This is a genomic window from Klebsiella sp. Q2 (assembly GCF_009900705.1).
In the GTDB taxonomy this organism is placed as follows: Bacteria; Pseudomonadota; Gammaproteobacteria; order Enterobacterales; family Enterobacteriaceae; genus Klebsiella; species Klebsiella quasipneumoniae.
Genome location: NZ_JAAABE010000003.1, coordinates 674,600 through 700,937, shown reverse-complemented (window position 1 = coordinate 700,937; position 26,338 = coordinate 674,600). Strand labels below are relative to the sequence as shown.

At 61.9% G+C, this 26,338-nt stretch carries 24 protein-coding genes and 1 pseudogene; 15 read left to right on the top strand and 10 right to left on the bottom strand.

Annotated elements, in window-relative coordinates; translation table 11 throughout:
• Window positions 1-48 precede the first annotated feature (48 nt).
• From GT756_RS15155 to GT756_RS15145, 3 genes are read left to right on the top strand one after another with little or no spacing between them, the layout of a single operon-like run.
• Window positions 49-1,143, top strand: coding sequence for an LLM class flavin-dependent oxidoreductase (locus GT756_RS15155; protein ID WP_114465753.1), 1,095 nt, complete (start codon window positions 49-51; stop codon window positions 1,141-1,143).
• Window positions 1,144-1,163: 20 nt separating this feature from the next.
• Entirely contained in the window at window positions 1,164-1,787 is a 624-nt protein-coding gene (locus GT756_RS15150) for an NADPH-dependent FMN reductase (RefSeq protein ID WP_043521378.1), read from the top strand.
• Complete coding sequence (locus tag GT756_RS15145) at window positions 1,762-4,206, top strand: glycoside hydrolase family 3 protein (RefSeq protein ID WP_160124872.1); 2,445 nt, start codon at window positions 1,762-1,764, stop codon at window positions 4,204-4,206. The genes GT756_RS15150 and GT756_RS15145 overlap by 26 nt, the downstream gene beginning before the upstream one ends.
• Before the next feature lie 137 nt (window positions 4,207-4,343).
• Here the strand turns inward: GT756_RS15145 and GT756_RS15140 are convergent, their stop codons facing one another.
• The 8 genes from GT756_RS15140 to GT756_RS15105 all read right to left on the bottom strand — a co-directional run bounded on the left by GT756_RS15140 (window position 4,344) and on the right by GT756_RS15105 (window position 12,518).
• On the bottom strand, window positions 4,344-5,654 hold the full coding sequence (locus GT756_RS15140) for a carbohydrate porin (protein WP_043521376.1): 1,311 nt from the start codon (window positions 5,652-5,654) through the stop codon (window positions 4,344-4,346).
• Window positions 5,655-5,851: 197 nt separating this feature from the next.
• On the bottom strand, window positions 5,852-7,054 hold the full coding sequence (locus tag GT756_RS15135; protein WP_224051453.1) for an MFS transporter: 1,203 nt from the start codon (window positions 7,052-7,054) through the stop codon (window positions 5,852-5,854).
• A gap of 228 nt (window positions 7,055-7,282) precedes the next feature.
• Window positions 7,283-8,074 carry a cyclase family protein gene (locus tag GT756_RS15130; protein ID WP_043521374.1) on the bottom strand — a complete coding sequence of 264 codons (792 nt, stop codon included), beginning with the start codon at window positions 8,072-8,074 and terminating at the stop codon, window positions 7,283-7,285.
• Between the two features lie 3 nt (window positions 8,075-8,077).
• Window positions 8,078-9,061 carry a fumarylacetoacetate hydrolase family protein gene (locus tag GT756_RS15125; RefSeq protein WP_048325418.1) on the bottom strand — a complete coding sequence of 328 codons (984 nt, stop codon included), beginning with the start codon at window positions 9,059-9,061 and terminating at the stop codon, window positions 8,078-8,080.
• Window positions 9,039-9,398 carry a Rieske 2Fe-2S domain-containing protein gene (locus GT756_RS15120; protein ID WP_108433323.1) on the bottom strand — a complete coding sequence of 120 codons (360 nt, stop codon included), beginning with the start codon at window positions 9,396-9,398 and terminating at the stop codon, window positions 9,039-9,041. The genes GT756_RS15125 and GT756_RS15120 overlap by 23 nt, the downstream gene beginning before the upstream one ends.
• Window positions 9,398-10,318, bottom strand: a complete 921-nt coding sequence (locus GT756_RS15115) for a VOC family protein (RefSeq protein ID WP_043521370.1) — start codon at window positions 10,316-10,318, stop codon at window positions 9,398-9,400. The genes GT756_RS15120 and GT756_RS15115 overlap by 1 nt, the downstream gene beginning before the upstream one ends.
• A 22-nt stretch (window positions 10,319-10,340) precedes the next feature.
• Window positions 10,341-11,498, bottom strand: a complete 1,158-nt coding sequence (locus GT756_RS15110; RefSeq protein ID WP_043521368.1) for a S9 family peptidase — start codon at window positions 11,496-11,498, stop codon at window positions 10,341-10,343.
• Between the two features lie 120 nt (window positions 11,499-11,618).
• Window positions 11,619-12,518 (bottom strand): LysR family transcriptional regulator, encoded by a 900-nt coding sequence (locus tag GT756_RS15105; protein WP_043521365.1) that lies wholly within the window; start codon window positions 12,516-12,518, stop codon window positions 11,619-11,621.
• A 185-nt stretch (window positions 12,519-12,703) separates the two neighbouring features.
• Here GT756_RS15105 and GT756_RS15100 point away from each other — a divergent pair, with 185 nt between their 5' ends.
• Entirely contained in the window at window positions 12,704-13,825 is a 1,122-nt protein-coding gene (locus GT756_RS15100) for an FAD-dependent oxidoreductase (RefSeq protein WP_126494161.1), read from the top strand.
• Window positions 13,826-14,023: 198 nt separating this feature from the next.
• Window positions 14,024-14,647 carry a hypothetical protein gene (locus GT756_RS15095; protein ID WP_108433322.1) on the top strand — a complete coding sequence of 208 codons (624 nt, stop codon included), beginning with the start codon at window positions 14,024-14,026 and terminating at the stop codon, window positions 14,645-14,647.
• Window positions 14,648-14,808: 161 nt separating this feature from the next.
• On the opposite strand, the gene GT756_RS15090 is transcribed toward GT756_RS15095, so the two are convergent.
• Window positions 14,809-15,720 (bottom strand): LysR family transcriptional regulator, encoded by a 912-nt coding sequence (locus GT756_RS15090; protein WP_004205760.1) that lies wholly within the window; start codon window positions 15,718-15,720, stop codon window positions 14,809-14,811.
• 115 nt (window positions 15,721-15,835) lie between these two features.
• On the opposite strand from GT756_RS15090, the gene speB reads away from it, so the two are divergent.
• The 9 genes from speB to GT756_RS15045 all read left to right on the top strand — a co-directional run bounded on the left by speB (window position 15,836) and on the right by GT756_RS15045 (window position 24,395).
• A complete protein-coding gene (gene speB / locus GT756_RS15085) occupies window positions 15,836-16,786 on the top strand; it encodes an agmatinase (protein ID WP_004145693.1) in 951 nt (316 codons plus the stop codon).
• Between the two features lie 10 nt (window positions 16,787-16,796).
• Entirely contained in the window at window positions 16,797-17,660 is an 864-nt protein-coding gene (locus GT756_RS15080; protein WP_160124871.1) for a sugar phosphate isomerase/epimerase, read from the top strand.
• Complete coding sequence (locus GT756_RS15075) at window positions 17,657-18,733, top strand: isopenicillin N synthase family oxygenase (protein ID WP_135699167.1); 1,077 nt, start codon at window positions 17,657-17,659, stop codon at window positions 18,731-18,733. The genes GT756_RS15080 and GT756_RS15075 overlap by 4 nt, the downstream gene beginning before the upstream one ends.
• A 9-nt stretch (window positions 18,734-18,742) precedes the next feature.
• Window positions 18,743-19,546 carry an ABC transporter substrate-binding protein gene (locus tag GT756_RS15070; protein WP_064150742.1) on the top strand — a complete coding sequence of 268 codons (804 nt, stop codon included), beginning with the start codon at window positions 18,743-18,745 and terminating at the stop codon, window positions 19,544-19,546.
• Window positions 19,547-19,576: 30 nt separating this feature from the next.
• Complete coding sequence (locus tag GT756_RS15065) at window positions 19,577-21,097, top strand: amino acid ABC transporter permease/ATP-binding protein (RefSeq protein ID WP_023318955.1); 1,521 nt, start codon at window positions 19,577-19,579, stop codon at window positions 21,095-21,097.
• Complete coding sequence (locus tag GT756_RS15060; RefSeq protein ID WP_048264779.1) at window positions 21,098-21,826, top strand: class II aldolase/adducin family protein; 729 nt, start codon at window positions 21,098-21,100, stop codon at window positions 21,824-21,826.
• A gap of 5 nt (window positions 21,827-21,831) precedes the next feature.
• Window positions 21,832-22,764, top strand: a complete 933-nt coding sequence (locus GT756_RS15055; protein ID WP_064178270.1) for a glyoxylate/hydroxypyruvate reductase A — start codon at window positions 21,832-21,834, stop codon at window positions 22,762-22,764.
• A gap of 60 nt (window positions 22,765-22,824) precedes the next feature.
• A complete protein-coding gene (locus tag GT756_RS15050) occupies window positions 22,825-23,619 on the top strand; it encodes an SDR family NAD(P)-dependent oxidoreductase (RefSeq protein ID WP_043521343.1) in 795 nt (264 codons plus the stop codon).
• A gap of 155 nt (window positions 23,620-23,774) precedes the next feature.
• Entirely contained in the window at window positions 23,775-24,395 is a 621-nt protein-coding gene (locus GT756_RS15045) for a hypothetical protein (RefSeq protein WP_064150744.1), read from the top strand.
• A 54-nt stretch (window positions 24,396-24,449) separates the two neighbouring features.
• Here the strand turns inward: GT756_RS15045 and GT756_RS15040 are convergent.
• Window positions 24,450-25,302, bottom strand: a pseudogene (locus GT756_RS15040) (transporter substrate-binding domain-containing protein).
• Between the two features lie 458 nt (window positions 25,303-25,760).
• Here GT756_RS15040 and GT756_RS15035 point away from each other — a divergent pair.
• A complete protein-coding gene (locus GT756_RS15035; RefSeq protein ID WP_048295413.1) occupies window positions 25,761-26,312 on the top strand; it encodes a fimbrial protein in 552 nt (183 codons plus the stop codon).
• Window positions 26,313-26,338: the final 26 nt, after the last annotated feature.

The following is a 26,338-nucleotide window of genomic DNA, read 5'->3' as shown; positions in this document are numbered from 1 at the left end:
TCTAGTTCTATTTAATAATAACAACCACCACACAACCCAGGAGTTGCTATGCGTTTCTCTGTTTTCCTCGTCGGCCGTTCCACCGCCCCCGAGCAGGATCGTTTTGTCATGCAGTCGCTGATCGAACATGCGCACCAGGCTGAAGATCGCGGCTTCGATGCGGTCTTTATGCCAGACCATCACTTCACCGGCTATGCGCCGATGTCCAGCGATCCGTTTGTCTTCGCCGCCTACCTGGCCGGCCAGCTGAAAAAGATCCATTTCGGCATGTCGGTGACTACCGTCCCGCTGCACCACCCGGTGCGCTTCGCCGAGCGCGTTAACCTGCTGGATCAACTCACCGAAGGCCGCCTGCTGGTGGGCATCGGCAGCGGCACCACGCCGGAAGAGATGATCGGCTTTGGCGTGAACTATAAGGACGCCTCCAGCCTGCTGCAGGAGAACCTCGATCTGGTCCAGCGGCTGTGGGAGAAAAATATTGAAGACGATCCGATCATCTTCGAAACCGGCCACTATAAGGGCGCGGTAGTCCAGCGCATCGTTCCTGCCCCCTGGCAAAAACCCTTCAACCGCATTATGCCGGTGGCGCTGCGTGAAACCAGCATGCAGCGCGCCGCCGACAACGGCTGGCCGGCCTTTATTCCCGCGTTTACGCCGCCGATCCCGGCCAGCAACGATCCGTTTGGCCAGCTGACCCACTATTTCACCCGCTACCGCGATGCCCTGCTCAACGCCGGCCATAGCGACGAGGTGGTGAACCACTGCCTCTCGTGGACCACCCACACCTGGCAGTGCGTCCATATCGCCCCCACCGACGAGCAGGCCCGCGAGGAGATGCTGCAGATCATGGGCTGGTACCAGCAGGCCATCGACCGGGAATATGAGTACAACAAGCGGGCGGAAGAGTTTAGCGGCGTTACGCTGCACCGCCATCCGGACTGTTTCAGCGAAGAGTGGATCAAAACCTGGTGCCTGTACGGCAGCCCGGAGACCGTCGCCGAGGAGCTGGAACGCCATCAGCAGCTGGGCATCGGCAACGTGCTGCTCGGCTTCACCAACGGCCCGCTGACCGAGGAACGCCTGCGCCTGAGCCAGCAGTCGATCTCGTTGTTTGCGGACCAGATCCTGCCGCGCTTTCGCTAATCCGACCGGGAGATCCTGCTATGAATAAACCTGCTTTCTCACGCCCGCCGCTGCTGATCGGCATCGGCGGCACCACCCGCCCGGGCTCCAGCACCGAGCGCGCCCTCGCCGCCGCGCTGGCCCACGCCCGCACGCTCGGCGCGCAGACCCAGCTGTTCGGCGGCGCTGAACTGGCGGCCCTGCCGCCGTTTAATCCGGAAGTGACCACCCGCACGCCGCAGGAGACGGCATTTGTGGAAGCCGTGCGCCAGGCCGACGGCATTCTGCTGGCCTCGCCGGGCTACCACGGCGGGGTGTCTGGCCTGGTGAAGAACGCCATCGACCTGCTGGAAGATTTGCGCGGCGACAGCCGGGTCTATCTTGATGGCCGGGCGGTGGGCTGCATCGTCACCGCCGCCGGCTGGCAGGGTTGCAACACCACCCTCGGCGCCATGCGCGGGATCGTTCATGCCCTGCGCGGCTGGCCGACCCCGCTGGGGGTCACTCTCAACACCGCCGGCGTGTCGCTGTTCGACAGTGAGGGCCGCTGCACTGACGACGCGGTCCAGCGCGCGCTGGCCACCGTAGCCGAACAGGCGCTGGCCTTCGCCCCCGCCGCCCCCTTACGGAGACAAGCCGATGCCTGCGCTCAGTCTGTCGCTTAGCGTTGCCGAAAAAGCGCGGCTCACCGCCGGGATGGGGATGTGGTCCACCCACCCTATCCCCCGCTCCACGCTGGGTTCAGTCACCCTGTCCGATGGCCCGATGGGGATCACCGGCGGCCGGGTGGACGAGCGGGATATTGCCCTGCTCAGCCCCTGCGGACTGGCGCTTGGCGCCAGCTGGGACCGCCAGCTGGTCAGCCGGGTTGGCGGCGTCATCGGCGAGGAGGCGCTGCGCACCGGAACGCAGGCGCTGCTGGCGCCTAACCTGAACCTGTTGCGCAGCCCCCTTGCCGGCCGCGCGTTTGAGCTTTTCGGCGAAGACCCGCGGCATATCGCCGAGCTGGGCGCAGCGTGGATCGACGGCGTCCAGCGCCAGGGGGTGGGCTGCATCGTCAAACATATGGTCTGTAACGATTCAGAAACCGATCGGCGGACCATGAACGTCGTCGTCGATGAAGCCACCCTGCGCGAAGTCTATTTCTGGCCGTTCGAAGTGGCGGCCAGCCGCGGCGTCTGGGGCATGCTGACCGCCTATAACCGGGTGAACGGGATCTATTGCGCCGAGCAGCATCAGGCCATCAGCCAGTGGCTGAAGCGCGATCTCGGCTGGGACGGGCTGGTGATGTCCGACTGGTTCGGCACCCAGAACGGCCCGGCCAGCTTCCGCGCCGGGCTGGATCTGGAGATGCCGGGCCCGGCCCGCCATATGGGCGAGCGCCTGCTGCCCGCGCTGATGGATACCGACAGCGACGCCCGGCGTCTTGACGATGCCGCCGCCCGGCTGGCGCGGCTGGCCGAACGGGTCAGCCATCCTCTGCCCTGGGATGGCTCTGCCGCCGCCCAGGCGCAGCGGCGTCACACCCTCGAAGAGGCGGCGGCGGCGGGCTTTGTCCTGCTGCACAATCGCCAGCGGCTGCTGCCCCTCGCCGCGCAGGCGGGACAGCGGCTGGCGGTGATTGGCCCCAACGCCATGACGCCCTGCTTCCAGGGCGGGACCTTTGCCAGAGTGGCGCTGATGCCGGGACTGATCTCTCCTCTGGAGGCCATTCGCCAGCGCTTTTCCGCCGCTGGGGTCGAAATAAGCTATGCCCAGGGGGTGGAGAGCGATTACCGCATCCCACCTCTGCATCATTTGCCGCTGCGCACCGCCGCCGGCGAGCGCGGCCTGGACGTTGCCTACGCCACCGCTGACGGGGGCGTGGTTCATCAGGAGGTGCGCGACGCCTCCTCGCTGATCTGGTTCCGCGATATGCCGGGCGTCGGCGACATGCTGCGCCTGACCGAACGCGCCACCGTGACGGTAAGCTGCCAGTTCACCGCGCCGGTGAGCGGCCGCTACGGCTTCTGGATCGGCGGCACCGGGGAGATCGCCCTCCAGCTGAACGGCGAGCGCGTGGCGACCTTCAACGGCGAGGCGCTGGAGGGGGATATCATGGGCAAGCTGATGCAAGCCCCGCATACCCGTCTTGAATTTCCGCTGCAGGCGGGGGAAAACCTGACCTTCCGGGCCGAGATGGCGCTGGGCAGCAGTATCGCCCACGGCATCTGGTTCGGCTGCCAGCCCCCTCAAACCATCGACCTGCTGCAGCAGGCGGTCGACCATGCCCGGGCGGCCGACAGCGTGGTGCTGGTGATAGGCGAAACGGCCGATGCCGGTCTGGAGAGCATCGACCGGGACGCTACCGCGCTGCCGGCGCATCAGGTTGCCCTGATCCGCGCCGTCTGCGCGGCGAACCCACGCACGGTGGTGGTACTGAATGTCGCCCATCCGGTGGATACCGGGTGTCTGGCTGACGCGGCGGCGGTGATGGTCGTCTGGTATCCTGGCCAGGAGTTTGGCCCGGCGCTGGCCTCGGTGCTGGCCGGGGATCGTGAGCCTGGCGGTCGCCTGCCGGTCACCTTCGCCCAGCGCCTGGACGACTATCCGGTACGCAGTCTGACGCCGGACGCCGCGGGGGATCTCTGGTATCACGAGCGCCAGCAGGTAGGCTATCGCTGGTTTAACGCCCGCGAACGCCCCGCCGCCTGGGCCTTCGGCCACGGTCTGGGGTATGCTGATATCACCCTGATCGCCGCTGCACTGACAGGCGACGGGGTGGACGCTCTGCAGCTGCGCTGCCGGTTGGAAAACCGCGCCGCCCGCGCCGGGAAAGCAGTGGTCCAGCTCTACCTGCGGGGGCCGGAGACGGCCTGGTCGGCGCTGGCGGAGTTTGCGGCAGTCAGCGTCCCGGCGCACGACGAGGCCGCCCTGACCCTTGTCCTGCCGCGTCACGCGCTGCAGCGCTGGCAGGTGCCTGCCCAGGAATGGCACCTGGCCAGCGGCCCCTGGCAGCTGGCGGTGGGTTTCGCCAGCGACGATATCCGGGCAACCTTTGACTTCGTGCTAACTCCCGACGGGAAAATCAGCCACCGGGGCTAAGCCCGGACCGATGGCAAAGAGGGTCGGCAACGTGCCGGCCCTCTTTTTTTGTTCCTGCGCCAGCCGGTTCGCGATAAAAAAAACCGCCCGGCGGCAGCGTACCGACGGGCGGGATTAAAATCCTCGGGCGGTCTGTGTCAGAAGTTCCAGTACATCGAGGACTGCCAGAGGACCGCCGACTCATGCTTCGGCACCAGCGTCGGGTTATCCTGCCAGGTGATACCGTTGATCCAGTAAATACCTTTCGTCACGCGCAGGGCGTGCGACAGGGAGATGGCGTTGATGCTCTGCGGCGCCTCCATTCCCGCCTCGCCGACATAATCGCGGAACTTCTTACTGATAAAGGAGCGGGTGTAGCCCAGCGAGGTCATATCCTGCTCTCGGCCGGGAAACAGGCCGATATCAAAGAAGGTCACCTGGAAGTCGCTGGTGTAAGCATTGCGATCGTCCGGGGCATAGTCCGCTTTCACATCGAGATACAGCCCCAGCGGAAGCCCCTTTTTCGGCTGGGTCAGCTGCATGGTGTTGGCGACGTAGAACGCATAGTTACTGCTGCTGTCGCCGGGCTGGTCAAAATACTGGTAGTGCGAGGTGTTATAGATAGCCCCGGCGCGGAACCACAGCGAGCGCTGCGACTCGCCCGCCGCCTGCTTAAAGCCAAACTCGTTTACCAGGATCGGGTTGGCGCCATCGACGTGCCATTTCAGCCCCGAGGGGTTCTGCTCCACGTCGTCGAGGTGTCCGGCAGGCGACATACTGCGGCTGACGGCAAAGTTGTTATAGAATTTCTTATCGCTGTCGCGGACGATGGCGGTGAAGGTCGGCGTCGGCGCATTGAGGCTGATCCCCACCTGCACCGGTATCACGCTGGTCGGCCCCAGCGCGGCTGAGGAGGAGTTGCCCCCCAGCACCATGCCGTAAAACTGACGAATTAACGGATAAAAACCATACTGCAGCTCCAGCTGGCCGTTTAATAAAGGCTGGTTCACCGCCAGCACCGCAATATTATGCAGTTCCGGATAGCTGTCATGATAATTCGAGGTCGCCCACTGGGGAGAAAAAGTAAATTGCGCGTCTTTGCTAAAACCAATTCGACTTAAATCATAGGTGACGTTCAGCGACATATTTTGTGACCAGGTAAAATTCTGCCCGGCATATTGTTGCGGGTCGGCGGACTGGCCTTTCAGATCGTACATCACCATCGGGTTCCAGCTTAACTGGACACCCCAGCCACGGTCGGCCAGCGCGCTGCGAAAGCCGCCAATATCGCCGATGAGCGATTCGCAGGTCGACGGAGGGCTGACGACCTGCGCTGAGCGGGTATTCAGTTTATCCAGTTGCTCACAGGTCCAGGTATCGGCCAGCGCGGTGCTGGAGAATATCGCCAGCGTCAGCGCCGAAAGTGGAAAAACTATTTTCTTACTTACGTCGGTACAGCAGAGACTCATAATAAACCCTCATTTTTATTTTTTGCAGGTAAGATGCGCCATATCGTGAAAAATAAATTGGTCACAATATGTTTATTAACAGGGATTAATTAGGCTGAAAGTTAACGCTAAATAAGGTGTACACTTTTTCTAAATAATGGCCTCCCCTTCCCGCCGGAAGACCGGCGGGCGTGTGGTAATGATGTCGTCAGGTGAAATTAACGAGCCAGCGCGCGGCGGCCCCCCATCCGGGCGCTGGCGATACCCGTCGCGCCGGCGATAGCCAGCGTCAGCAGCGCAAACAGCAGCAGGCTGTCCTGCATGCTGCCGGTCATGCCATTCAGCAAGGTCATCAGAACCGGGCTGATGAACATGCCGAGGAAAAAGAAGGTGTGCCAAATGCCGATCCCCGTCGCCCGGTGCGGCGCCGGCAAGGCTTTCATCATCCAGGCCAGCATCAGAGGGATCAGCATTCCGTTACCGACCTGCGCGACGAACGCTGCCGCCACGCCGGCCAGCGGATTGTGGGCCACGGCGATAAACAGCAGCCCGAGGCCAAAAATGGCGTAAAAAAGGAAAAACTGCCTGTCGACGCGCTGCCTGGCGTTGCGGCCATACAGCCAGGCGCCCAGCGGCACGCCAATGCCGGCAACGGCGGTAGCGATGCCAATCTGGCTGCTGGAGGTCAGCCCGAGCTGACTGAACACCTGGCTTATCTGCAGCGGTTCGAGAAAATAGAGGATCGCGCTGGCGAGGGTAATCAGGCCGATCGCCGCCATTTTGCGCCGTGGAAAAGCGACAGCCTCCTCGCCAGCGACACTGTCCACGCGACGGCGCGTCGCTGGCTCTGCGGTGAACAGACACAGGCCGATAAAGACCGGGATCGCCAGAGCATACAGGTAGATCGGACCATACCAGCCCAGGGTTCCCAGCAGGCCAGCCCCCAGCACGATCAGCGTCGACAGTATCGACCCTATGCCGCTCTGCACCGCCAGCCATTTGCTACGCGCCTCACCGGTAAAGTAGTCGCCAATCAGCGCATTGGCGGTGGTAAGAATAAAGGCGTCGGCAATACCCATCACCAGCCGCGCCAGCAAAATGGCATACAGATCGTCGAGCATCACCGGCAGCAGGCCAAACCCTGCGTACAGAGCGGTGGCGGCAATCAGCAGGCGGCGACGGCTCAGGCGATCGCCTACCATCCCCGCCAGCGGAGCCAGCAGCGCCATGCTCGCCGCCGGTATGGTGATGATCATCGGCACCAGCAGCTGGGCGTGCGGCTGCGCGGCAAAATGACTGAACAGGAGCGGCATCACCGGCAGCATGGTCAAGGTCCCCATGATCGGCAACAGTGCCGCCAACATCAGTAACATCGCCTGTACGGCCCCCGCCTCGCGCGGGGTTGCTGAAACTTTGTGCATCACCATCTTCCGCTCTCCGTCACTGCTCTTTATTTAGAATATGAATTACAGTTCTATTTTTTATCGGTAAAGAAAGGCGTTTTACGCCCCGGCTTAATGGCTGGAAACGCATCAGCGAACTCAGCACATATACCGTTCTACCCTACCGGATGCAGGTGGCATGGACTGCGATTGCTATCACAATTAATACAATGCATTCACATTAAATTAACATAATCATCGACGCCTTCAGGCGTCGACAATCGCCACCGCGCGAATAAACCCGGCCGAGCCGCGGCGGATCTTGTAGGGAAAACAGCTCACCCAGAAGCCGTGGTCGGGAAGCTGCTCCAGGTTACTCAGCTTCTCCATTTGCCCATAGGCGATCTCCCTGCCGGCTTTATGCCCCTCCCAGATCAGCCCGGCGTCGCCGCTGGCCTGAAAGCGTTCGCGGGTAAAGTGGAAGGGTGCATCCCAGCTCCAGGCGTCGGTGCCAACCACCCGTACCCCCTGCTCCAGCAGCCACAGCGTCGCCGCCCGGCCAATGCCGCAGCCGCGCTGCAGGTAATCCGGCTGGCCGTAGCGGGCGCCGGCCGCGGTATTGATCAACACAATATCCAGCGGCGACAGGCAATAGTCTATTCGCGCCAGCTCGCGCTGCAGATCCTCCGGCTGCAGGATCGCCCCGTCGGCGACATGGCGAAAATCCAACCGGACGCCGGGGCGCAGGCACCACTCCAGCGGCAGCTCATCGATGCCAAACGCAGGTTCGCCGCCGTTGGTGGTCGAGCTGTAGTGCCAGGGGGCATCCATATGGGTGCCATTGTGCGGCGTCACGGTCAGGCGCTCCGAGGCCCAGGCCTCCTCTCCCGGCATCTGCGCTTTTTCCAGCCCCGGGAACATCGCCGCCATTTCCGGCCATCCCTGCTGATGATCCTGATACTCAATGCTCGGCAGCAGCGGCGGCGGATCGGTCCAGGGATTGTTGTCCAGGGTGACGGAGAGGTCGACCAGCCGACGCCCCTGTAAAAGATTGATCATGGTTTACTCCGTTAACATCACAACGTGTTGATCCAGTACGCCAAACAGCGGCCGGCCATCGGGGGCGTGGGCTTCCATCGTCACCCGCTCCCCCGGGGATAAAAACGGCGTGCGCGGCTCGCCGAAGGCCAGCATCTCTATGGCCCGCACCTCGGCGATACAGCTGGCGCCGCGGCTGGCGTCCGGCCCGGACACCGTGCCGGAACCCACCACCGTCCCGGCGCGCAGACGGCGGGTCTGCGCCGCATGGGCAATCAGTTCGCCAAAATGGAAATGCATCTCGCTACCCGACTGGCAGCCAAACGGCTTGCCATTGCGGGTCACCTGCAGCGTCAGCGCCGCCCGCCCGTGCTGCCAGGCCTGCCCCAGTTCATCCGGGGTAAGGGCCACCGGTGCAAAGGCCGAGGCGGGTTTGGCGTGAATAAAACCAAACCCGGTCTGCATCTCGCGCGGCGCCAGCGCCCGCAGACTGATATCGTTAAGCAAGACGATCAGGCGGATACAGCTCAGCGCCTGTTGCGGCGAGCAGCCCTGCGGCACCTCGTCGACGACTACCGCGAACTCGCCCTCAAAGTCGAGGCCATCCTCGACCCGGCGGCAGACTATCCCGGCGTGGGGGGCAAGAAAGTCGTCCCCGCTGCCCTGATACATCAGCGGCGTCTGGTCGGCGCCGGCAATCGGCGGCAGGTGAAAGGCCCGCTGCATGCGCTCGCCATGGCTCAGGAAGGCCGAACCGTCCAGCCACTGCCACGCCCGGGGCAGCGGCGCCAGCAGGCGCCGGGGATCATAGGGCTGCGCCGCCGGATAGCGGCGCGCATTGAGCGCCTGATAGCGCGCCTGCAGCGCAGGCCACACCCGCGCGGCCTGCTCCAGCGCCAGCTGAAGCGTCGGAGCGATGTCCGCCGCATCGGCCATCAGCGTCAAATCGCCCGAGACCACCACCAGGCAGCCGTCGCGTTCACCGTTATCTCGTGTTGCCAGTTTCATAACCTGCCTCCTCCAGCAGACATAGCCAGCCGTCGGCGTCCACGTCGCCAGCCAGCGGACTCAGACGTTGGCCAGCGCAGGCGCCCTGCACGCAGAGGCCGCTGTCCGGCATAAAAATCGCCCCGTGGGCGAAGCAGACCAGCCGGTCGCCCCGGGCGTTAAGAAAAGCGTCCTGCCGCCAGTTCATCGGGGTATCGAGATGCGGACAGCGGTTGCGCCACAGATAGAGCGTTCCCTGATAGCGGCAGGCAATCACCGTCGCCTGCCCGCTGCCCGTGGGGTCAAATCCCCGCGCCTCGCCCTCAGCCAGGCTGTCGGCACGGCACAGGCGAACCATCAGCGGGCGTTATCCGGACCGGGAGCCCACTTCTCGCGATACCCCAGCAGGAAATATTGCGAGTTATCGGCCCCAGGCAGCGCTTCGCGCGGCTGCCAGTGGTCATCGTGCTGATCCATATCGGCGTCGTATTCGATGTGACACCCGAGCGGGCTGTTGAAGTACCAGAACCAGTTCGATCCCAGCTGATGGCGCCCCGGCCCCCAGAAGGTCTGATATCCCTTCTGCTGAAAGCGGCTGCCGGCCATCATCAGCTCGGTGGGGCCGCCGAGATGAAAGGTAAAGTGTTCAATACCGGTCATAAACGGCGGGGCCTGGATCAGAAACAGGGTATGGTGATCCTGGGTGCCGGCGGGCCGCAGGAAAGGGCCGACGTGGGTGAAGCGATCGGTACAGACAAAGCCCAGCCGTTGATAGAAGGCTTCCGCGCGCGCGGCGTCCGGCACAAAATAGACCACATGGGAGAGCGAGCGCGGCTCCGCCGCCATGTCGGCGCTGGCCCCGGTCTGGTTGACCGGCCGCCCGGCGCGATCCCCCGGGGCGTTGATTTTCTCCCCTTCCCGCTGCAGCGGCTGACGCTGGCTGACGCGAAACCCGAGGGCAAAGCCGGCATCATCGACGCAGCGCAGCACGCCGTCGGCGCCAAGTTTCACCTCGCGATCGCGGCGCAGCGTCTCGGCAATAGCCTCAAGCGTGGCGCTATCCGCCACGCCATAGACGGTTTCCCGCAGCTGGCTGCCGCTGGGCAGCGCCGCGGGCAGCGACGGATCGTCACGTCCCCGCAGCAGCACCCCGGTGCCATCCAGCGCGCTAAAGAAACCGTTCTCCTGCTCGCGTAAACCGTAGTCGATAAGAAACTGTCGACAGCCCGCCAGGTCATCGACGCCAAATACCAGATAATCCGGACCAAGAATATTCATCGCGGTTGTTCCTTATGCGTGTTCAGGCCACCCGGCCGCCGAGGGCTTCCGCCACCCAGTCAGCGATGTAGTGCCCGGCGTTAATTGAGTTGTCGAAGCTGGAGTGCTGCACACCGCCCTCGCGGTCAGTGAAAATTTTCAGCTCGCGGCGCGGGCTGTTCACCAGCTGGTCGTAGGTGCGCTGCGCCCATTTCACCGGGATCTGCGAGTCCTTTTCACCATGGGTGACGAGGAAAGGCACCCGTATACGGTCAAGAATGCCGTCGAGATGGACGTTCTCCGCGATGCGCATAAAAGCGTCGATATCCTCGCCGCCCCATACCCAGCGCACGTGCTGCCAGTAGTGCGGTACCGGAAAATCCCCTTCGCGTTCGCGGCGGCGCTGCTGCACCTCCCGCCAGTCGTGATTGGCGCCCCACACCACGCCGCAGGCGAAGCGCGGCTCAAACGCCACCGCCCGCGGGCAGTAATAGCCGCCCAGCGAGACCCCTTCCATGCCGATACGCCCGGCATCCACCTCCGGGTGCTGTTCCAGCCAGTCAACGATCCGGCTGGCCCAGTGCTCGCTGTCATAGCGGGCCTGCATGCCGTGAAGACGCAGCGCTTCGCCGGTTCCCGGCTGGTCGACCACCAGCGAGGAGACCCCGCGCCGCGCCAGCCACTGCGGCAGCCCCACCAGATATTTCATCTCTTTGGTGGAGTCGAGACCGTTGACCTGCACCAGCAGCGGCGCGCGGCCGGTCGCCCCTTCGGCGCGGACGTAAAGCGCCGACAGGGTTTTGCCCTCGTAGGGGATAGTCACCCGCTGACAGTTGGCATGGGTATGGTGCAGCCCGGCGGCAAAGACATCGAGAAAGCGGCAGTACAGCGCATCGCGGTCCGGCGCGCCATGCGCCTGCAGGCGCTCGCAGGTCAGGTAATAGTTGGCCGCCCGAAGATATTTCTCTCCTGCCGACAGCCGCCGTCCACGCGCCTCATCTTCGCCGGCCAGCGCGCATAATTTATCGGCCATGCGGGACCAGGTTTCCCGGAACGCGCGGGTGCCTTCGGCGTCGGGATGCTCGGACGCGGCCAATAGCGGCGCGCACATCTCTTCGATCTCACCGATGCGGGCGCCCATCTCGATGGAGAGATCCACCGACAGGTTCCAGACATAGTTTTTAGGGAAATAGCGAAACATAGGGTCATCCTTCAACATTCAGTCGCAATCGCTGTAGCGCAGGCACTGTCACATAAAGCACCTGCGGGCGACCAATCATGTCTCAGGATGTCAGGTATCGACGGGAACAATACCAGTGGGTTAGCGTGCGCTGGCGACGATTTTCGCTTTCAGCCAGCCGAAGATAGGATCGTTATCCAGCGAGCGGTGCCAGCCGATAAATTCGCGCATCACCGGCAGCGTCACCGGGACCGGGAAAAGACGCAGCGGCAGCATCGCCGCGTACTGCTCCGCCAGCCGCCGGTGCAGCGTGGCGATCCGCGAGGTGCCGATCAGCAGCTGCGGAACGCAGTGGTAGCTGTGGGTCACCACCTCGATACGGCGGCTGAGCCCCGACTCGGCAAACAGATTGCCCTCCAGCCCCGGCTGCCGCTCGCGGCCAAAGACCACCGACACGTGCCCCAGCTGTTGCCAGGCATCGAGGGTCAGCGCCTCGCCGGTGTGGGGATTGTCCGCCCAGGCCAGGCAGACAAACTCTTCGTCAAACAGCGCTTCGGCGGGATGGTCGGCGGCCATAAAACGCTCCGGCGCCACGATGATATCCAGCTCGCCGCGGTTGAGCATGCCGGTGGACTGGGCGTCCGGCGAGAAAAACTCAAAGGTCATATTCGGCGCCTGCAGGTGCACCGTTTGCAGCGCATCCTTCAGCATCACGTTGATCACGTAATCCGAGGCCATAATGCGGAAATGGCGCTTGCTGGTTGCCGGCTCATCCACCGGCCGGCGGGCAATGGAGGTCTGAATTTTCATCAGCACGTCGCGGACCGGCTCCCGCAGCTCTTCCGCCAGCGGCGTGGGCCGCATCTTTCTGCCCACCTGGGTGAGCAGATCGTCCTCAAAGTAGGTGCGTAGCCGGTTGAGCACCCCGCTGGTGGCAGACTGGGTCATATGCAACCGGCCCGCGGCGCGGGTGATGTTCTGTTCATCGAGTAACACATCCAGTGCCACCAGTAAGTTCAGATCAAGATGTTGGTAACGCATGGGTCCCCCGGCGAGAAATGGCGTGCTTATCCTGTGGCTGAATTTAACTTTTCTGCAACTTTTTGTTTTCAATTTCCACGGCGATATCGTTTTTTGCGATAGCGATCATTCTTTATCGCGATTAGTCAGCGCGCCGCTGGCCTGGTTAACGTCCTCTACTCTGTACCCTGGAGAAAACAGCTACGATGAACATCAATAACGTATTAATCGTTGGCGGCGGCATCGGCGGTCTGTGTACCGCCATCGCCCTCCGCCAGGCCGGCGTCGCCGTCGATGTCGTAGAGATCCAGCCGCAGTGGCGGGTCTACGGCGTCGGTATCATTCAGCAGAACAATGTCGTGCGCGAAATGCAGCGGCTTGGGGTGCTGGAACGCTATCTGGACGCCGCCTGGCCGTTTGACAGCGTCTCGGTGCACACCCTGAGCGGCCAGCAGCTAGCCAGCTTTCCCGGCCAGCGGCTGGCCGGTGAACAGTTCCCGGCCAACGTCGGCATCTCCCGCCTGGCCCTGCACAACGTACTCTGTTCCACCGCCCGGGAGTTAGGGGTCCGACTGACCACCGGCGAGAGCATTGACGCCTTCCGTCAGGTTGACGATGCGGTTGAGGTGAGCTTCAGCCGTGGCGGTCAGGGGCGCTACGATCTGCTGGTGGGCGCCGATGGGATCTACTCCCGGGTGCGCGGCATGCTATACGGCGAGCGCTATCGCCCCCGCTTTACCGGTCAGGGCGTATGGCGCTACAACTTTCCGCGACCGCCGGAGGTGGACCATCTGATGTGCTTTATGGGCGAGAGCTGCAACTGCGGGCTGGTGCCGCTGGGGGACGATCTAATGTATCTGTTTATCACCTCCCACGAAGCGGATAACCCCCGCTACGCCCGCGATCAGCTGGCGGCGGAGATGCGCCGCCGTCTGCCGCCCGGCGCGGGGTTGCCGGGCAGCCTGCACGCGCATATCGTTAACAACGACGAGGTCGTCTATAAGCCGCTGGAAGAGCTGTTCGTCGACGATCCCTGGTATCAGGGACGCATCGTGCTGGTGGGCGACGCGGTTCACGCTACCACTCCGCATCTCGGTCAGGGGGCGGGCATGGCGATTGAGGATGCCATCGTGCTGCGCGAAGCGCTGCAGCAGACCGACAGCGTCGCGGCCGCGCTGGCGCACTTTGACGCCCGCCGCCGGCCGCGCTGTCAGCAGATCTGGGCCGCCTCGCTGCAGGTGGGCGAGAGCGAGATCCACCGCGATCGCCATTTTGACCGCCAGCGGGCGATCGGCGATATGATGACCCTGACGGCGAAGCCGATATAAGCCCTGCCCGGCGCCCTCCGCCGGCTACGCTGGCGGATTATTCCCCGGTTCATTGGCCGGCACTCCCCTTTCACCCGCCGCTAATCCCTTGTCAACGACGATATTCTTCTCGCGCAGTATCATATTTGACACCCCTGCGCTCCCATGGCTAAGGTATATTTCAGCGCTCCCCTTCATCATGGAAAGGAATATACGGATATGAATATTCTCTCGGCAGAGTTTTTCAAATACGCGATCGCGATTATCACGTTGATTATTCAGATTGTCGCCGTGCGTTCAGGTTGGGTATTTCCCAAAGATAAGATATTCACCTCGCGCAAAAATATCAGTGAATTCGCCGCCGCGCTGTACAAAAATAGTAACGACCCCGAGCTGCAACGGATCGCATACGAATATGGTATCGCCGCGCTGACCAAAGATAAAAACCTGACCATGGCGCAAAGAAAGATATTATTGAAATGCAAAAATCCGGTCAGCGATATTGATAACTACAGCAAATGCCAGCATCTGATTTCGGTCAACGATGAGAAACGCATATTCAAATGGAAGAAATGGGGTTACCGCTTCTGGTTATACCGTAAGGCTGTCGAAGTCTTCAGTCTGGTGTTCTATTTTATTGGCGGCTTCTTAACGGCTCTGCCTTTCCTGTATGAAGGCCTCGCCAGCCCGGCGGTGATTGAGCGGATTAATCATTTATCCCGTCTGCAAAAATTCTGTATGGCAAGTTATCTGTTCGCCTGTGGGGTTTGTCTGGCGCTGATCTGCCTGCATAAACTCTCCACCATCGCGATCGCGGAAAAAACCATCAAAGCGAATCGCTAACCCGCCCACCGCCCAGTGACCTGTCCACATCAGTGGCCCCTAACCCTGTGGATAACCTGGAGGCAGTTGTCCGGCAGCCCCAGCACAAGCGGGCTACCGGCTGCCGTTCGTTTTTTGAACAGGGAAACCACCACCACGGCGGAGGGAAGCACCCGCCCCGCTTAATAATTCCACTTCGGCCGCGCCACCGTGTTTTTCTTCAGCAGATCGCGGAACGCTTTCAGATAGGGTTCATTGCTGCGCCCGCGCTTACAGATAGCCGAGAACGGCGACTGAAAGCCAAACTCGTTGGGCAGCAGCACCCGCAGGCGGTTCTCTTTGATCCACGGCCAGGCGTAATGCTCCGGCAGATAGCCAATATATTTTCCCGAGAGGATCAGCAGCAGCTGGGCGTCGACGGTCTCAACGGTGGCGCTGCCTTTGCTGAAGCCCCGGCGACGGAGATCGCTGGTGTTCCAGTAGCTGCGGGTCACCAGCGGGCACTGGCTGATCTGCTCTTTATCGAGCTGGCGGCTGAAGAACATCGGGTGCAGATCGCTGCAGTAGAGCCAGTGCTGCTCGCGGTACAGCGGCTCGCTGATGATGTTATGCACCTGCGAGTTGTAGCTGCCGATGGCCAGGTCGATATGGTTGTTCAGCACCCCGTTCAGTTGCTCCGCCGGGGTGCGAATAATCAGTTTGATATGCACATGGGGAAATTTGTCGCTGAAGCTGCGCAGAACCACCGGCAGCGAGAGCGCCGTTTCGGTCTCGATGGAGTCGAGCGTCGAGATGCACAGGGTGCCGCTGTGCTCCCCTTTAAGCAGGGCCGACTGCCGCTCCAGCTCATTGAGTTCGCTCAGCACGCGGATCGCCTGCTGTAAAAACTGCTGACCTTTCTCGGTCAGGGAAAAGCCGCCGCGCCCGCGCTGACAGAGGGTGAAGCCGAGCTGTCCCTCCAGTTGCGACATCGCATTGCTGATGGCGGAGACCGAAATGCCCAGCTCCTGCTGGGCCCGGCTGTAGCTCTCCAGGCGCGCCACCGCCTCGAAAACCTGCAGCTGGCGAATATTGAGGCTGGCGTCATTATGCATCGTATTTAGTTCACCAATAAATGAACTGAGTATTTACGCCAGACGATGTAAAGTCCAGCGCGGGTTGCGCACTATCTCTCCTGTTACGTTTCATCCGTCAGATTCAGGAGCAGACATGGATAACCTCTTTCACCAACCGCAGGGTGGCAATGAGATGCCACGCTTCGCCGGCCGCGCCACGATGATGCGCCTGCCGTTTATCGAAGATTTACAGGGACTTGATGCGGCGTTTGTCGGCATTCCGCTGGATATCGGCACCTCGCAGCGCTCAGGTACGCGCTACGGACCACGCTATATTCGCGCCGAATCGGTGATGATCCGTCCGTACAATATGGCGACCGGCGCCGCGCCGTTCGACTCGCTGTCGGTGGCCGATATCGGCGATGTGCCGATCAATACCTACAGTTTGCTCAAATCGGTGCAAATTATCGAAGATTACTACACCGGTTTGAATAGTTATCCGCTGATCCCCCTCACCCTCGGCGGGGACCATACCATTACCCTGCCGATCCTGCGGGCGCTGACCAAAAAACATGGGCCGGTGGGGCTCATCCATGTCGACGCCCATACCGACACCAATGATGAGATGTTCGGTGAGAAAATCGCCCATGGCACTACCTTCCGCCGCGCCGTTGAGGAGGGACTGCTCGACCTCAAACGGGTGGTGCAGATTGGCCAGCGCGCCCAGGGCTACGCCGCCGGCGACTTCCAATGGGGAGTTGACCAGGGCTTTCGCCTGGTGCAGGCGGAGCAGTGCTGGCATACCTCGCTGGCGCCGCTGATGGCCGAAGTCCGCCAGCAGATGGGCGACGGGCCGGTGTATCTCAGTTTTGATATCGACAGCCTCGATCCCATCTGGGCTCCGGGAACCGGGACGCCGGAAGTTGGCGGTCTGACCTCCATTCAGGCGCTGGAGATCGTCCGCGGCTGCCGCGGCCTGAACCTGATTGGCGCCGATCTGGTGGAGGTCTCGCCCCCCTACGACGTGAGCGGTAATACCTCCCAGCTGGCGGCCAACCTGCTGTACGAGATGCTCTGCGTCCTGCCCGGCGTGAAGTACGCCTGAGGAAGCCGCCATGGAGCTGAAATGCTTTCGCACCCTCTGGGGAGTGACGACCCCCTGGCCGCAAACGCTGGATGAACTGCAGCGCGTCGGCTGCTACGGTATCGAAGCCCGCGTCCCGTTGACGGTGGCCGAACGGCGCCAGCTCGCCGACCGCCTGCAGGCGTCGGGGCTGGAGTATATCGCCATTCTTTTCAGCGGCGGCGGAGTGCTCCCCGCCCAGCATGAAACGCCGGAGCAGCATCTGGCGCGCCTGCAGACCCGCTTCGCCGAGGCCAGCGGCCTCAACCCGCGCTTTGTCAATCTGCTGGCGGGCAACGATCGCTGGCCGCTGGCGCAGCAGGTCGATTTTCTCGGCAAGGCGCACGAGCTGGCCGCCGGGTTTGGGTTGACCTGCAGCTTTGAAACCCATCGCGCCACCTCGCTGTACAGCCCGTGGCTCACCCTGGAGCTCGTTCAGCAACTCCCCCAGTTGCGCTTTACCGCCGACATCAGCCACTGGGTGGTGGTTAGCGAGCGCTTGCTGGATGACCCCTGCGATGACTTCAGCGCCTTTATCGACCGCGTGCATCACGTGCAGGCCCGGGTGGGCTACGACCAGGGGCCGCAGGTGCCGCACCCGGCGGCGCCGGAGTATCAGCCGGCGCTGGCCTTTGCCGAGCGCTTCTGGGAGCAAATCTGGCATTCACAGCGCCGGCGCGGCTACCCGCAAACTACCCTGACGCCGGAGTTTGGCGCCGACGGCTATCTGCACCACCTGCCGTTCACCAACGTTCCGGTGGCCGATCTCTGGTCGCTCAACGCCTGGATGGCCGCGCGCCAGCAGGCCCACTTTCAGCAGTTTTTAACGCTCACTGAACAGGAACCGCAGCCATGACCGCCGTGAAGCACGCTTTTACTGAACTCCCGACCATCGATATCCGCGATCTGGCCGGCGACGATCTCGCCAGGCGCCAGGCGGTGGCCGACGCCATCGGCCGCGCGGCGCGCGAGGTGGGCTTTTTCTACATCACCGGCCACGGCATCGACCCGGCGCTGATCGCCGGCGTCCGCGCGGCGGCGAAGCAGATCTTCGCCCTGCCGATGGAGGAGAAGATGAACTACTACATCGGCCGCTCCAAAAGCCATAAGGGCTACGTCCCGGAAGGAGAAGAGATCTACGGCGCTGGCAAGCCGGACCATAAAGAGGCGTTCGATATCGGCTTCCAGGCGGCGGATGACCATCCGCTGGTGCTCGCCGGTACGCCGCTGATCGGCGCCAACGAGTGGCCCGATCTGCCGGATTTCCGCGCGCGGGTGCTGGCCTACTACGATGCGGTCTTCGCCCTCGGCCACCGCCTGTTCGACGCTTTCGCCCTCGCGCTCGGCCTGCCGGAAGGGTATTTCAAACCGATGGTGTCCTGCCCGCCGGCTAAGCTGCGGCTAATCCATTACCCGTTTGACGCCAGCGTCGAAGATGTTCCCGGAATTGGTGCACACACCGACTATGAGTGCTTCACCCTGCTGCTCGCCGACCAGCCCGGCCTTGAAGTCCTCAATGAAGAAAGCGTGTGGATCGATGCACCTCCCGTCAAGAACGCCGCCGGAGAAGAGGCGTTCGTGATCAATATCGGCGACATGCTGGAAGTGCTCAGCGCTGGCACATTTGTTGCTACAGCCCACCGGGTGCGCAAAGTGCCGCAGGAGCGGTACTCCTTCCCGCTGTTTTTCGCCTGCGATTACCACACGCTGATCCGTCCGCTGCCGACTTTTCTCGCCGCCGGCGAAGCCAGCGAATATCAGGAGCTGAGCATCGGAGAGCATATGTGGAGCCAGGCCCTGCAAACCTATCGCTACCTGCGCGAAAAGGTCAATCGCGGTGAACTTCAGCTACCGGAGCGCGCGCGCGGCACCAATACGTTTGGCCATTTGAAAAAACAGGCTCAGCAAAAAACCCCTAACCACCCGTGAGGATCCATGATGACTAGCACCCTGAAAAAAATCTCGCGCCGTGTCGCGCTTACCCTCGCCGTCAGCGCCTGTTTTTCCCCTGTCACCCAGGCGGCGGAACTGCTGACCGAGGGCGTCTTTAAGGTGGGGATGGAGGTCACCTACCCGCCGTTTGAGTCCTATGACAGCAATAACAACATCGTCGGTCTCGACCCGGATTTCGCCGCGCTGATCGCCCAACACCTGCAGGCCAAACCGCAGCTGATCGACACCAAGTTCACCAGCCTGATCCTCGGCATCGGCAAGAAATATGATGCGGTGATCTCCGGGATGTACGTGACGCCGGAACGCCAGAAACAGGCCGACGCCATCCCTTACGCCCTCTCCGGCGCGTCGATCATCGCCCTGAAGGGCGGCGCGGTGCAGCCGAAAACCGAAGATGAGCTGTGCGGTGTGAAGGTCGGCCTGCAGGCAGGCACCACCTGGGTGACCAGCCTGAAAAAACACTCCGATGAGTGGTGCCTGAAAAACGGTAAACCGGCCATCACCATTCAGGAGTTCCCGACGGCGCCGGAAGCCTCCCAGGCGCTGCTGTCGAAGAATATCGACGCCCAGCTCGAGATCGCCCCGGCGGCGCAGATTATCGTCGATAAGAGCCGCGGTCGCCTGGCGATAAGCTCGACGCGCCTGGTCTACCCGCTGCCGCTGGGGATCTACGTCGCCAAAGGCAACACGGAGCTGGCGGAGGCGATTAAGGCCACCCTCGCCACGCTGAAAGCCAACGGCCAATATGCCGCGCTGATCAAAAAATACAACTTAGAAAGCATCGATTAAGACAATAAGCACTGCGCAACAGGAGTCGGTATGGCGTTCGATTGGGGATACTTTTTTTCATTGTTTAGCATTGGGGCATTCTGGCAGGCGTGCGTGACCGTGATCGTGGTCAGCACCTTGTCCTGGGGGATCGGCCTGGTGGTCGGTTTTCTGCTAGCCTGCGCGAAGCTCTCGGCGCCGCGCTGGATCAAGATCCCCGTCGAACTCTATATTTGGTTTTTCCGCAGCGTGCCGCTGATGGTGCTGCTGGTGTTTGTCTACAACCTGCCGCAGCTGTTTCCGGTGACCCAGCCGCTGCTCGGGGTGCCGTTTATCGCCGGGCTGGTGTCGATGACCGTCACCGAAGCGGCCTATATGGCGGAGATCCACCGCGGCGGGCTGTTGTCGGTGGCCAAAGGGCAAAGCGAGGCGGGCCATGCGCTGAGCTTCAGCTTTATCGGCATCCAGCGGCTAATTATTATTCCTCAGGCGTTTCGCATCTCGCTGCCGACGCTGATCAATGAATACATCACCATCATTAAGCTGAGCTCGATTCTGTCGGTGGTCTCCTTACCCGAGCTGCTGCTCACCGGCCAGCGCTTGTACGCGCAAAATTTCCTCGTGATGGAGACGCTGCTGGCGGTGGCGGTGTACTACGTCATGGTGGTTACCGTCTTCACCTGGCTGTTCCGGGGGCTGGAGAATAGCCTCGATATTCAGCGCAAGCGTCCGCAAACCCTCAGCGAGGCGGAATGCCAGGCGCTGCGCCAGAGCCTGCCGGCGCTGACGGAGGAGATCAAAACTCCGGCCGTCAACGGCGCGCCGCCGGCGCTGGATCTGCGGGGCATCCGCAAATCCTGGGGTCAGCATGAGGTGCTGAAAGGCATCGATCTGCAGGTGGAGAACGGGGAGGTGATCAGCATCATCGGCCCGTCCGGCTCAGGCAAAACGACCCTGATCCGCACCATCAACGCCCTCGAAAGTATTGATGGCGGGGAGATCATTCTCTACGGCGAGGACTACCTGAAAGGCGGAGCCATCGTCGATAAACGCCAGATGCGCGCCGGGGTGCGGCGTATCGGCATGGTCTTCCAGAGCTTCAACCTGTTCCCCCACCGCACGGTGCTCGACAACGTGATGCTGGCTCCGCGCTACCACCAGCTGCTGGATCAGCCGGTCGCCCGCGAGCAGGCCCTGGCGCTGCTCGACCGCGTCGGTCTGCTGGCACACGCCCACAAATACCCCGGCCAGCTCTCCGGCGGCCAGCAGCAGCGCGTGGCGATCGCCCGGGCGCTGGCGCTGAAGCCGGACATCATGCTGTTTGACGAACCGACCTCAGCGCTGGATCCCGAGCTGGTGGGCGAGGTGCTGAAGGTCATTCAGTCGCTGGCCCGCGAAGGCATGACCATGCTGATTGTCACCCACGAGATGGATTTTGCCCTGTCGATTTCCGACCGCGTGGTGCTGATGGAGAACGGCGTGGTGCAGGCCGACATCGCCCCGCAGGTGATCCGCAGCCCGCTGGAGGCCCCTTCTCTGCAACGAATCCGTGAATTTATGGGAGTACGCTAAATGGCAACTGAGCAACACCTGCGCCAGCAGTTGGCCGCCGCCTACCGGCTGGCGGCGCTGTTCGGCTGGGAGGATACCCTCTACACCCACTTCTCCCTGCGCCTGCCCGGCGATGGCGAGCCGCGTTTTTTAATTAACCCCTTCGGCATGATGTTTGACGAAGTCACCGCCAGCAACCTGATCGTGGTGGATATGCAGGGCAAGGTCGTCGAGGGCGACGCGCCAGCTAACTCGGCGGGCTTTACCATCCACAGCGCGGTGCATATGGCCCGGGAAGACGCCCACTGCGTGATCCACACCCATACGCTGCCGGGAATGGCGGTGGCCGCCTGCGAGGACGGCCTGCTGCAGCTTAACCAGATCAGCACCGAGTTTTACCAGCGCGTCGGCTACCATCCCTATGAAGGGGTGGCCTTTGACCTCGACGAACGGGCGCGCATCCAGCGCTCGCTGGGGAATAATATCGCCATGATCCTGCAGAGCCACGGCCTGCTGTCGGTGGGCCGCACCGTGGCCGATGCGTTTTACATCATGTACTACCTGAACCGCGCCTGCGAGATCCAGATGGCCACCGCCCAGCTGGCGGCCCTCAGCCCGATCCACACCATCGCTCCGCACCTCAGCCAGCACGCCTGCGAGCAGCTGATGGGCGTGGAGCATGAACGTCAACAGGTCTGGCAGGCGTGGCTGCGCCGTCTTGACCGTCTCGATACCTCTTACAAAGACTAACGCCTATGTCTGATATCACTATCGTTGTGGATTGTAACGACGCGGATTTCGCCCGCGATATTTGCGCCGCCCTGCAGCAGTTTCCCGACGTCACGGCGCTTCTGCCCCATCACCAGGCGGCACGCGACGCCCAGTACGCCAGCTGCTGGTTCCCGGACCCGCAGCTGCTGAGCCGCTCGCCGGGGCTGAAGCTGATCCAGGCCGCGTCCGCCGGGGTCGATCATCTGCCGCCCGCGCTGTTCGCCAGCGAGATCCCGCTGTGCCGGGTGATCGATGAAGATTTTCGCCACGGCATGTTCGAATATGCTCTGTGGAGCGTCCTGTGGTTTCAGCGCCATTTCGACCGGGCGCTGGCCCACCAGCGGACCCAAACCTGGAAGCTCTATCCCCAGCGCGCCGCCGCCGACTTCCATATCGGCATTATGGGGCTCGGCGAAATTGGCGGCTATGTCGCCGACCAGCTGGCCCGCCTTGGCTATCGGGTCTCCGGCTGGTCGCGCAGTGAAAAGCAGCTGGCTGGCGTCACCTGCTATCGCGGCGCGGAGGCGCTCGACAGCTTCCTCGGGTCGCTTGACGGACTGATTAACCTCCTGCCGCTCACCGCGCAGACCCGGGGTATCCTCGCCGCGCCGCTGTTCAGCCGGCTTCCCGCCGGAGCGGTATTAATCAACTGCGGGCGCGGAGAGCATATGGTCAATGAGGATGTACTGGCGGCGCTGGAGAGCGGCCAGCTCGCCGGCGCAGTGCTCGACGTCTTCCCGCAGGAGCCACTGCCGGCTGACGATCCGCTGTGGCGCCATCCGCAGGTGGTGATCACCCCGCATATGGCCTCTGCTGCCCCTGCCGAGGTGATCGCCCGCCAGCTGCTGGAGAACATTCAGCGCCAGCGTCGCGGGCTGCCGCTCAAAAACCTGGTCAATAAGCACGCCGGTTACTGATCCCCACCGATACCGTCGCTGCTACGCTTAATGGGTGATTCACAACCAGAAGGCAGGAACATGAAGATTGATTTATCGGGGAAAGTCGCGCTGGTCACCGCCTCCACGGCGGGTATTGGCTTTGCTATCGCCAAAGGCCTGGCGGAGAGCGGCGCAGAGATCATCATTAACGGGCGCAGCGAGCAGAGCGTGAACGCCGCCATCGCTCGTCTGCAAAATGAGGTGTCGGGCGCGAAGGTGCGACCCGCCATCGCCGACCTCAGCGGTGCCGACGGCGCAGCCCAGCTGCTGCGGGCGGTGACCGGCGTCGATATCCTGGTCAATAACGCCGGGATCTATGGCCCGCAGGATTTCTACGCCACCGACGACGCGACATGGGACAACTACTGGCAGACCAACGTCATGTCCGGCGTACGCCTGTCGCGGGGGCTGCTGCCGGCGATGGTCAGCAAAGGCTGGGGACGGGTGGTGTTTATCTCCTCGGAATCGGCGCGCAATATCCCGGCGGATATGATCCACTATGGCGTCACCAAGACCGCCCAGTTGTCGCTGGCCCGCGGCCTGGCGAAATATGTCGCCGGCAGTGGAGTGACCGTTAACAGCGTTCTGCCGGGGCCGACGATTTCCGACGGCTTTGCCGAAATGCTGAAAGACGAAGTGGCGAGAACCGGCCAGTCGCTGGAGGAACTGGCGAAAGCGTTTGTCATGACCCACCGTCCGAGTTCGGTGATCCAGCGGGCGGCCTCGGTGGAAGAGGTCGCCAATATGGTGGTCTACGTCTGCTCGCCGCAGGCGTCGGCCACCTCCGGCGCCGCGCTGCGCGTCGACGGCGGCGTGGTGGATGATATTCTCTGACGCCTCTCATTCAGGGGAGTCCCCCTCCCCTGTCGCCTTTCCCGGCGCTAAAAAGCGCAAAATGTTAAAAAACAGCCGCAAAGTCGCACAAAGTGAACAGGAACATGCATTCCCAAAACTTATGATATTTGTTTTAACTATAAGTTGTGGTGTTAATGTCTCTGTTACGAAGCTTGCTTTTCTTTCTCGGCGCGGCGGTCGCGGCCGCTCTCGCGGTACTCTGCCTGTGGGTGGATATTCGGGTATTTGGGAACGACATCCCGGAGGTGTCGCTGACTGAAGTGGTGCAGGAGAGCGTGCTGGCCGTCATCGTACTGGTTCACTTCCTGCTGGCGCGCAACTCCCCCCACTTACGCTACAGCAATATCCTCATCGGCGGCTTCTTCCTCGCCATGCTGATCCGTGAGCTGGATGGCCTGTTTGATTTACTTTCCCATGGCAGCTGGGTGTGGTTTGCCCTGCTGGCCACCGCGGGGTCGCTGCTGGCGCCGCTGCGCCATCTGCGTCAGACCCTGTCGCAGCTGGCGGCTTATACCCGCACGCCCTATTACGGCATGATGATCAGCGGCCTGCTGGCGATTCTGGTCTTCTCGCGGCTGTTCGGCATGCACGGCCTGTGGTACGCCGTACTGAATGAGAACTTCGCCCGGGTGGTGAAAAATACGGTGGAGGAAGGCAGCGAGTCGTTTGGCTATATGCTGTGCCTGACCGCCACCCTCGGCTACGCCTGCTACTTCCGCGGTCTGGCGCGACAGGCGCTGTCGCCGCAGGGCTGACTGCGGCCGATAACCACCGCCGGACGCGCCCGCCGGCGGTGACGCGCCTCCGCGTTAACCGCGAATTTTCCACTTCCGTTTGAGAACCTCTTTGTCCTGGCTATCCAGCCACTGGTTCACTTTCTCCAGCAGCGCCGGATTATCTTTACTCATCATATACACCTTATCGCTGGCGGTGCCGGCGAACGGCGTCTCGTTGGCGACGCAGAACACACCGGGTTCTTTGCTCTGGTAATAGTCGCCTTCGATCAGATCGGTCACCATCATATCGGCCGTTTTCTGCCGCAGCGCCTCCAGATTATCGACGTTGTTCTGTACGCGAATAATCTGCGCCTGCTTAATATGCTCATCGACAAAGCTCTGGTTTGTGCCGCCAGGGTTGACGACCACCTTCACCTCCGGACGGTCAATCTTCTCCAGCGATCCAAGCCGTGGCGCAGCCTGACAGTTGGCTAAGGCGATTTTACCGTTCGCCACCACCGGGTGGCTGAGGGCGAAGTCCTTCGCCCGCGCCGGCGTCTGCGTCACGCCGCCCATCGCAATATCGAATTTGTCCGCCTGCAGATCGGCGGCGAGCGCGGGCCAGCTGGTGTAGACGAAGCTCACCTTCAGCCCCAGCGTGCGCCCGAGATCGCGGGCCATGTCGACGTCATAGCCCTGCAGCTCGCCGGCGGCATTGCGAAACGCCAGCGGGGCGTAGTCGCCCGGCACGCCGACCTTCAGTTCACCGCTGCGCTCGATGGTTTGCATATCGCGCGCCTGGGCGCCGCAGGTCATTATCGCCAGCGTCAGCGCCAGCCCCACCGTCAGTTTCATCTCGCCATCCTTATTGTTATCGGGTTTGCGCGCCGGGGTGGCGGGCCGCTTCTCAGTCAGCACCCTCCGCCGCGCGTAACAGGGAATTCATCCTATTTTTAAATTCCGGGACATACAACCCGGCGTGGCGGTTGCCGATCGCAAATCTGACAACGAAACAGGGCTACGCCCGGTGAATGATTTCTCATCCGCCGGGCGTAGCCTTACGCCAGCGATCGTATTTTCCAGCCTGACGTGATGTCGAAATTAGGTTCAAAAACAGCAGCAGGAAAAATCTAACTCATTGTATTAAAATAACAAAACATTTTATCTCGCGATATTCCCCCTTCCACTCTGGTCATTGTCCGTCTTATTTACTCCGCTATTTTCCCACGCTAATATCCCGGTAAAGCGATAATAAATAACATGCGCAGATTATTTCCAGACGTAAATAAATTGGTAAGTTAAATAAATTAATTAAAAACATATCCAGTGCAAATAATTCCCCCCTGACGCGGCAGAATTCATGCTCTGGCGATCTGTTTTATCGGCAATACAGAAGGAAAGAAAATGAAATTAATCTCGCTGTGTCTGGCGACATTGGTTGCCGGACTGGTTGCCGGCCCGGTTGGCGCGGCAGACGGCACGCTGAACTTTATCGGTAAGGTTGTGAACGGGGCATGCAAGCTTGAGGGAGCGGGCGACAACGGGGTCATCAACGTCAGCATGGGCGACATTCCGCTGTCGCGGCTGAAAAACAGTCAGTCTGGCACCGGGCCGGCGGTAGGTGTCGATATTCGCGTCAAAGATTGTGAGAAAGGCACCTACTATATTGTGGTGGATGGCCCCACCCCCACCGGCATGCCTGAACATCGCGTACTGGCCCTCGACGGCCGCGGCAAGCCAGCCGGCAACGTAGGAATTCTGCTCACCGACCGTACAGGCACTCCGCTCAGCCTCGATGAACGCATCGATCCGCAACACGATCCCCGCATTGAGATCCCGGTGGACGGCGGCTCCGGCACCTTCAGGCTCAAAGCTTTCTACTACACCTGGGATAAAGCCCACATGGATCCTGGCGACGGCAACGCGACGGCCCGGTTTACCATTATGCAGGAATAGCTTTCCGGTCAGGGATGAAACGTCGA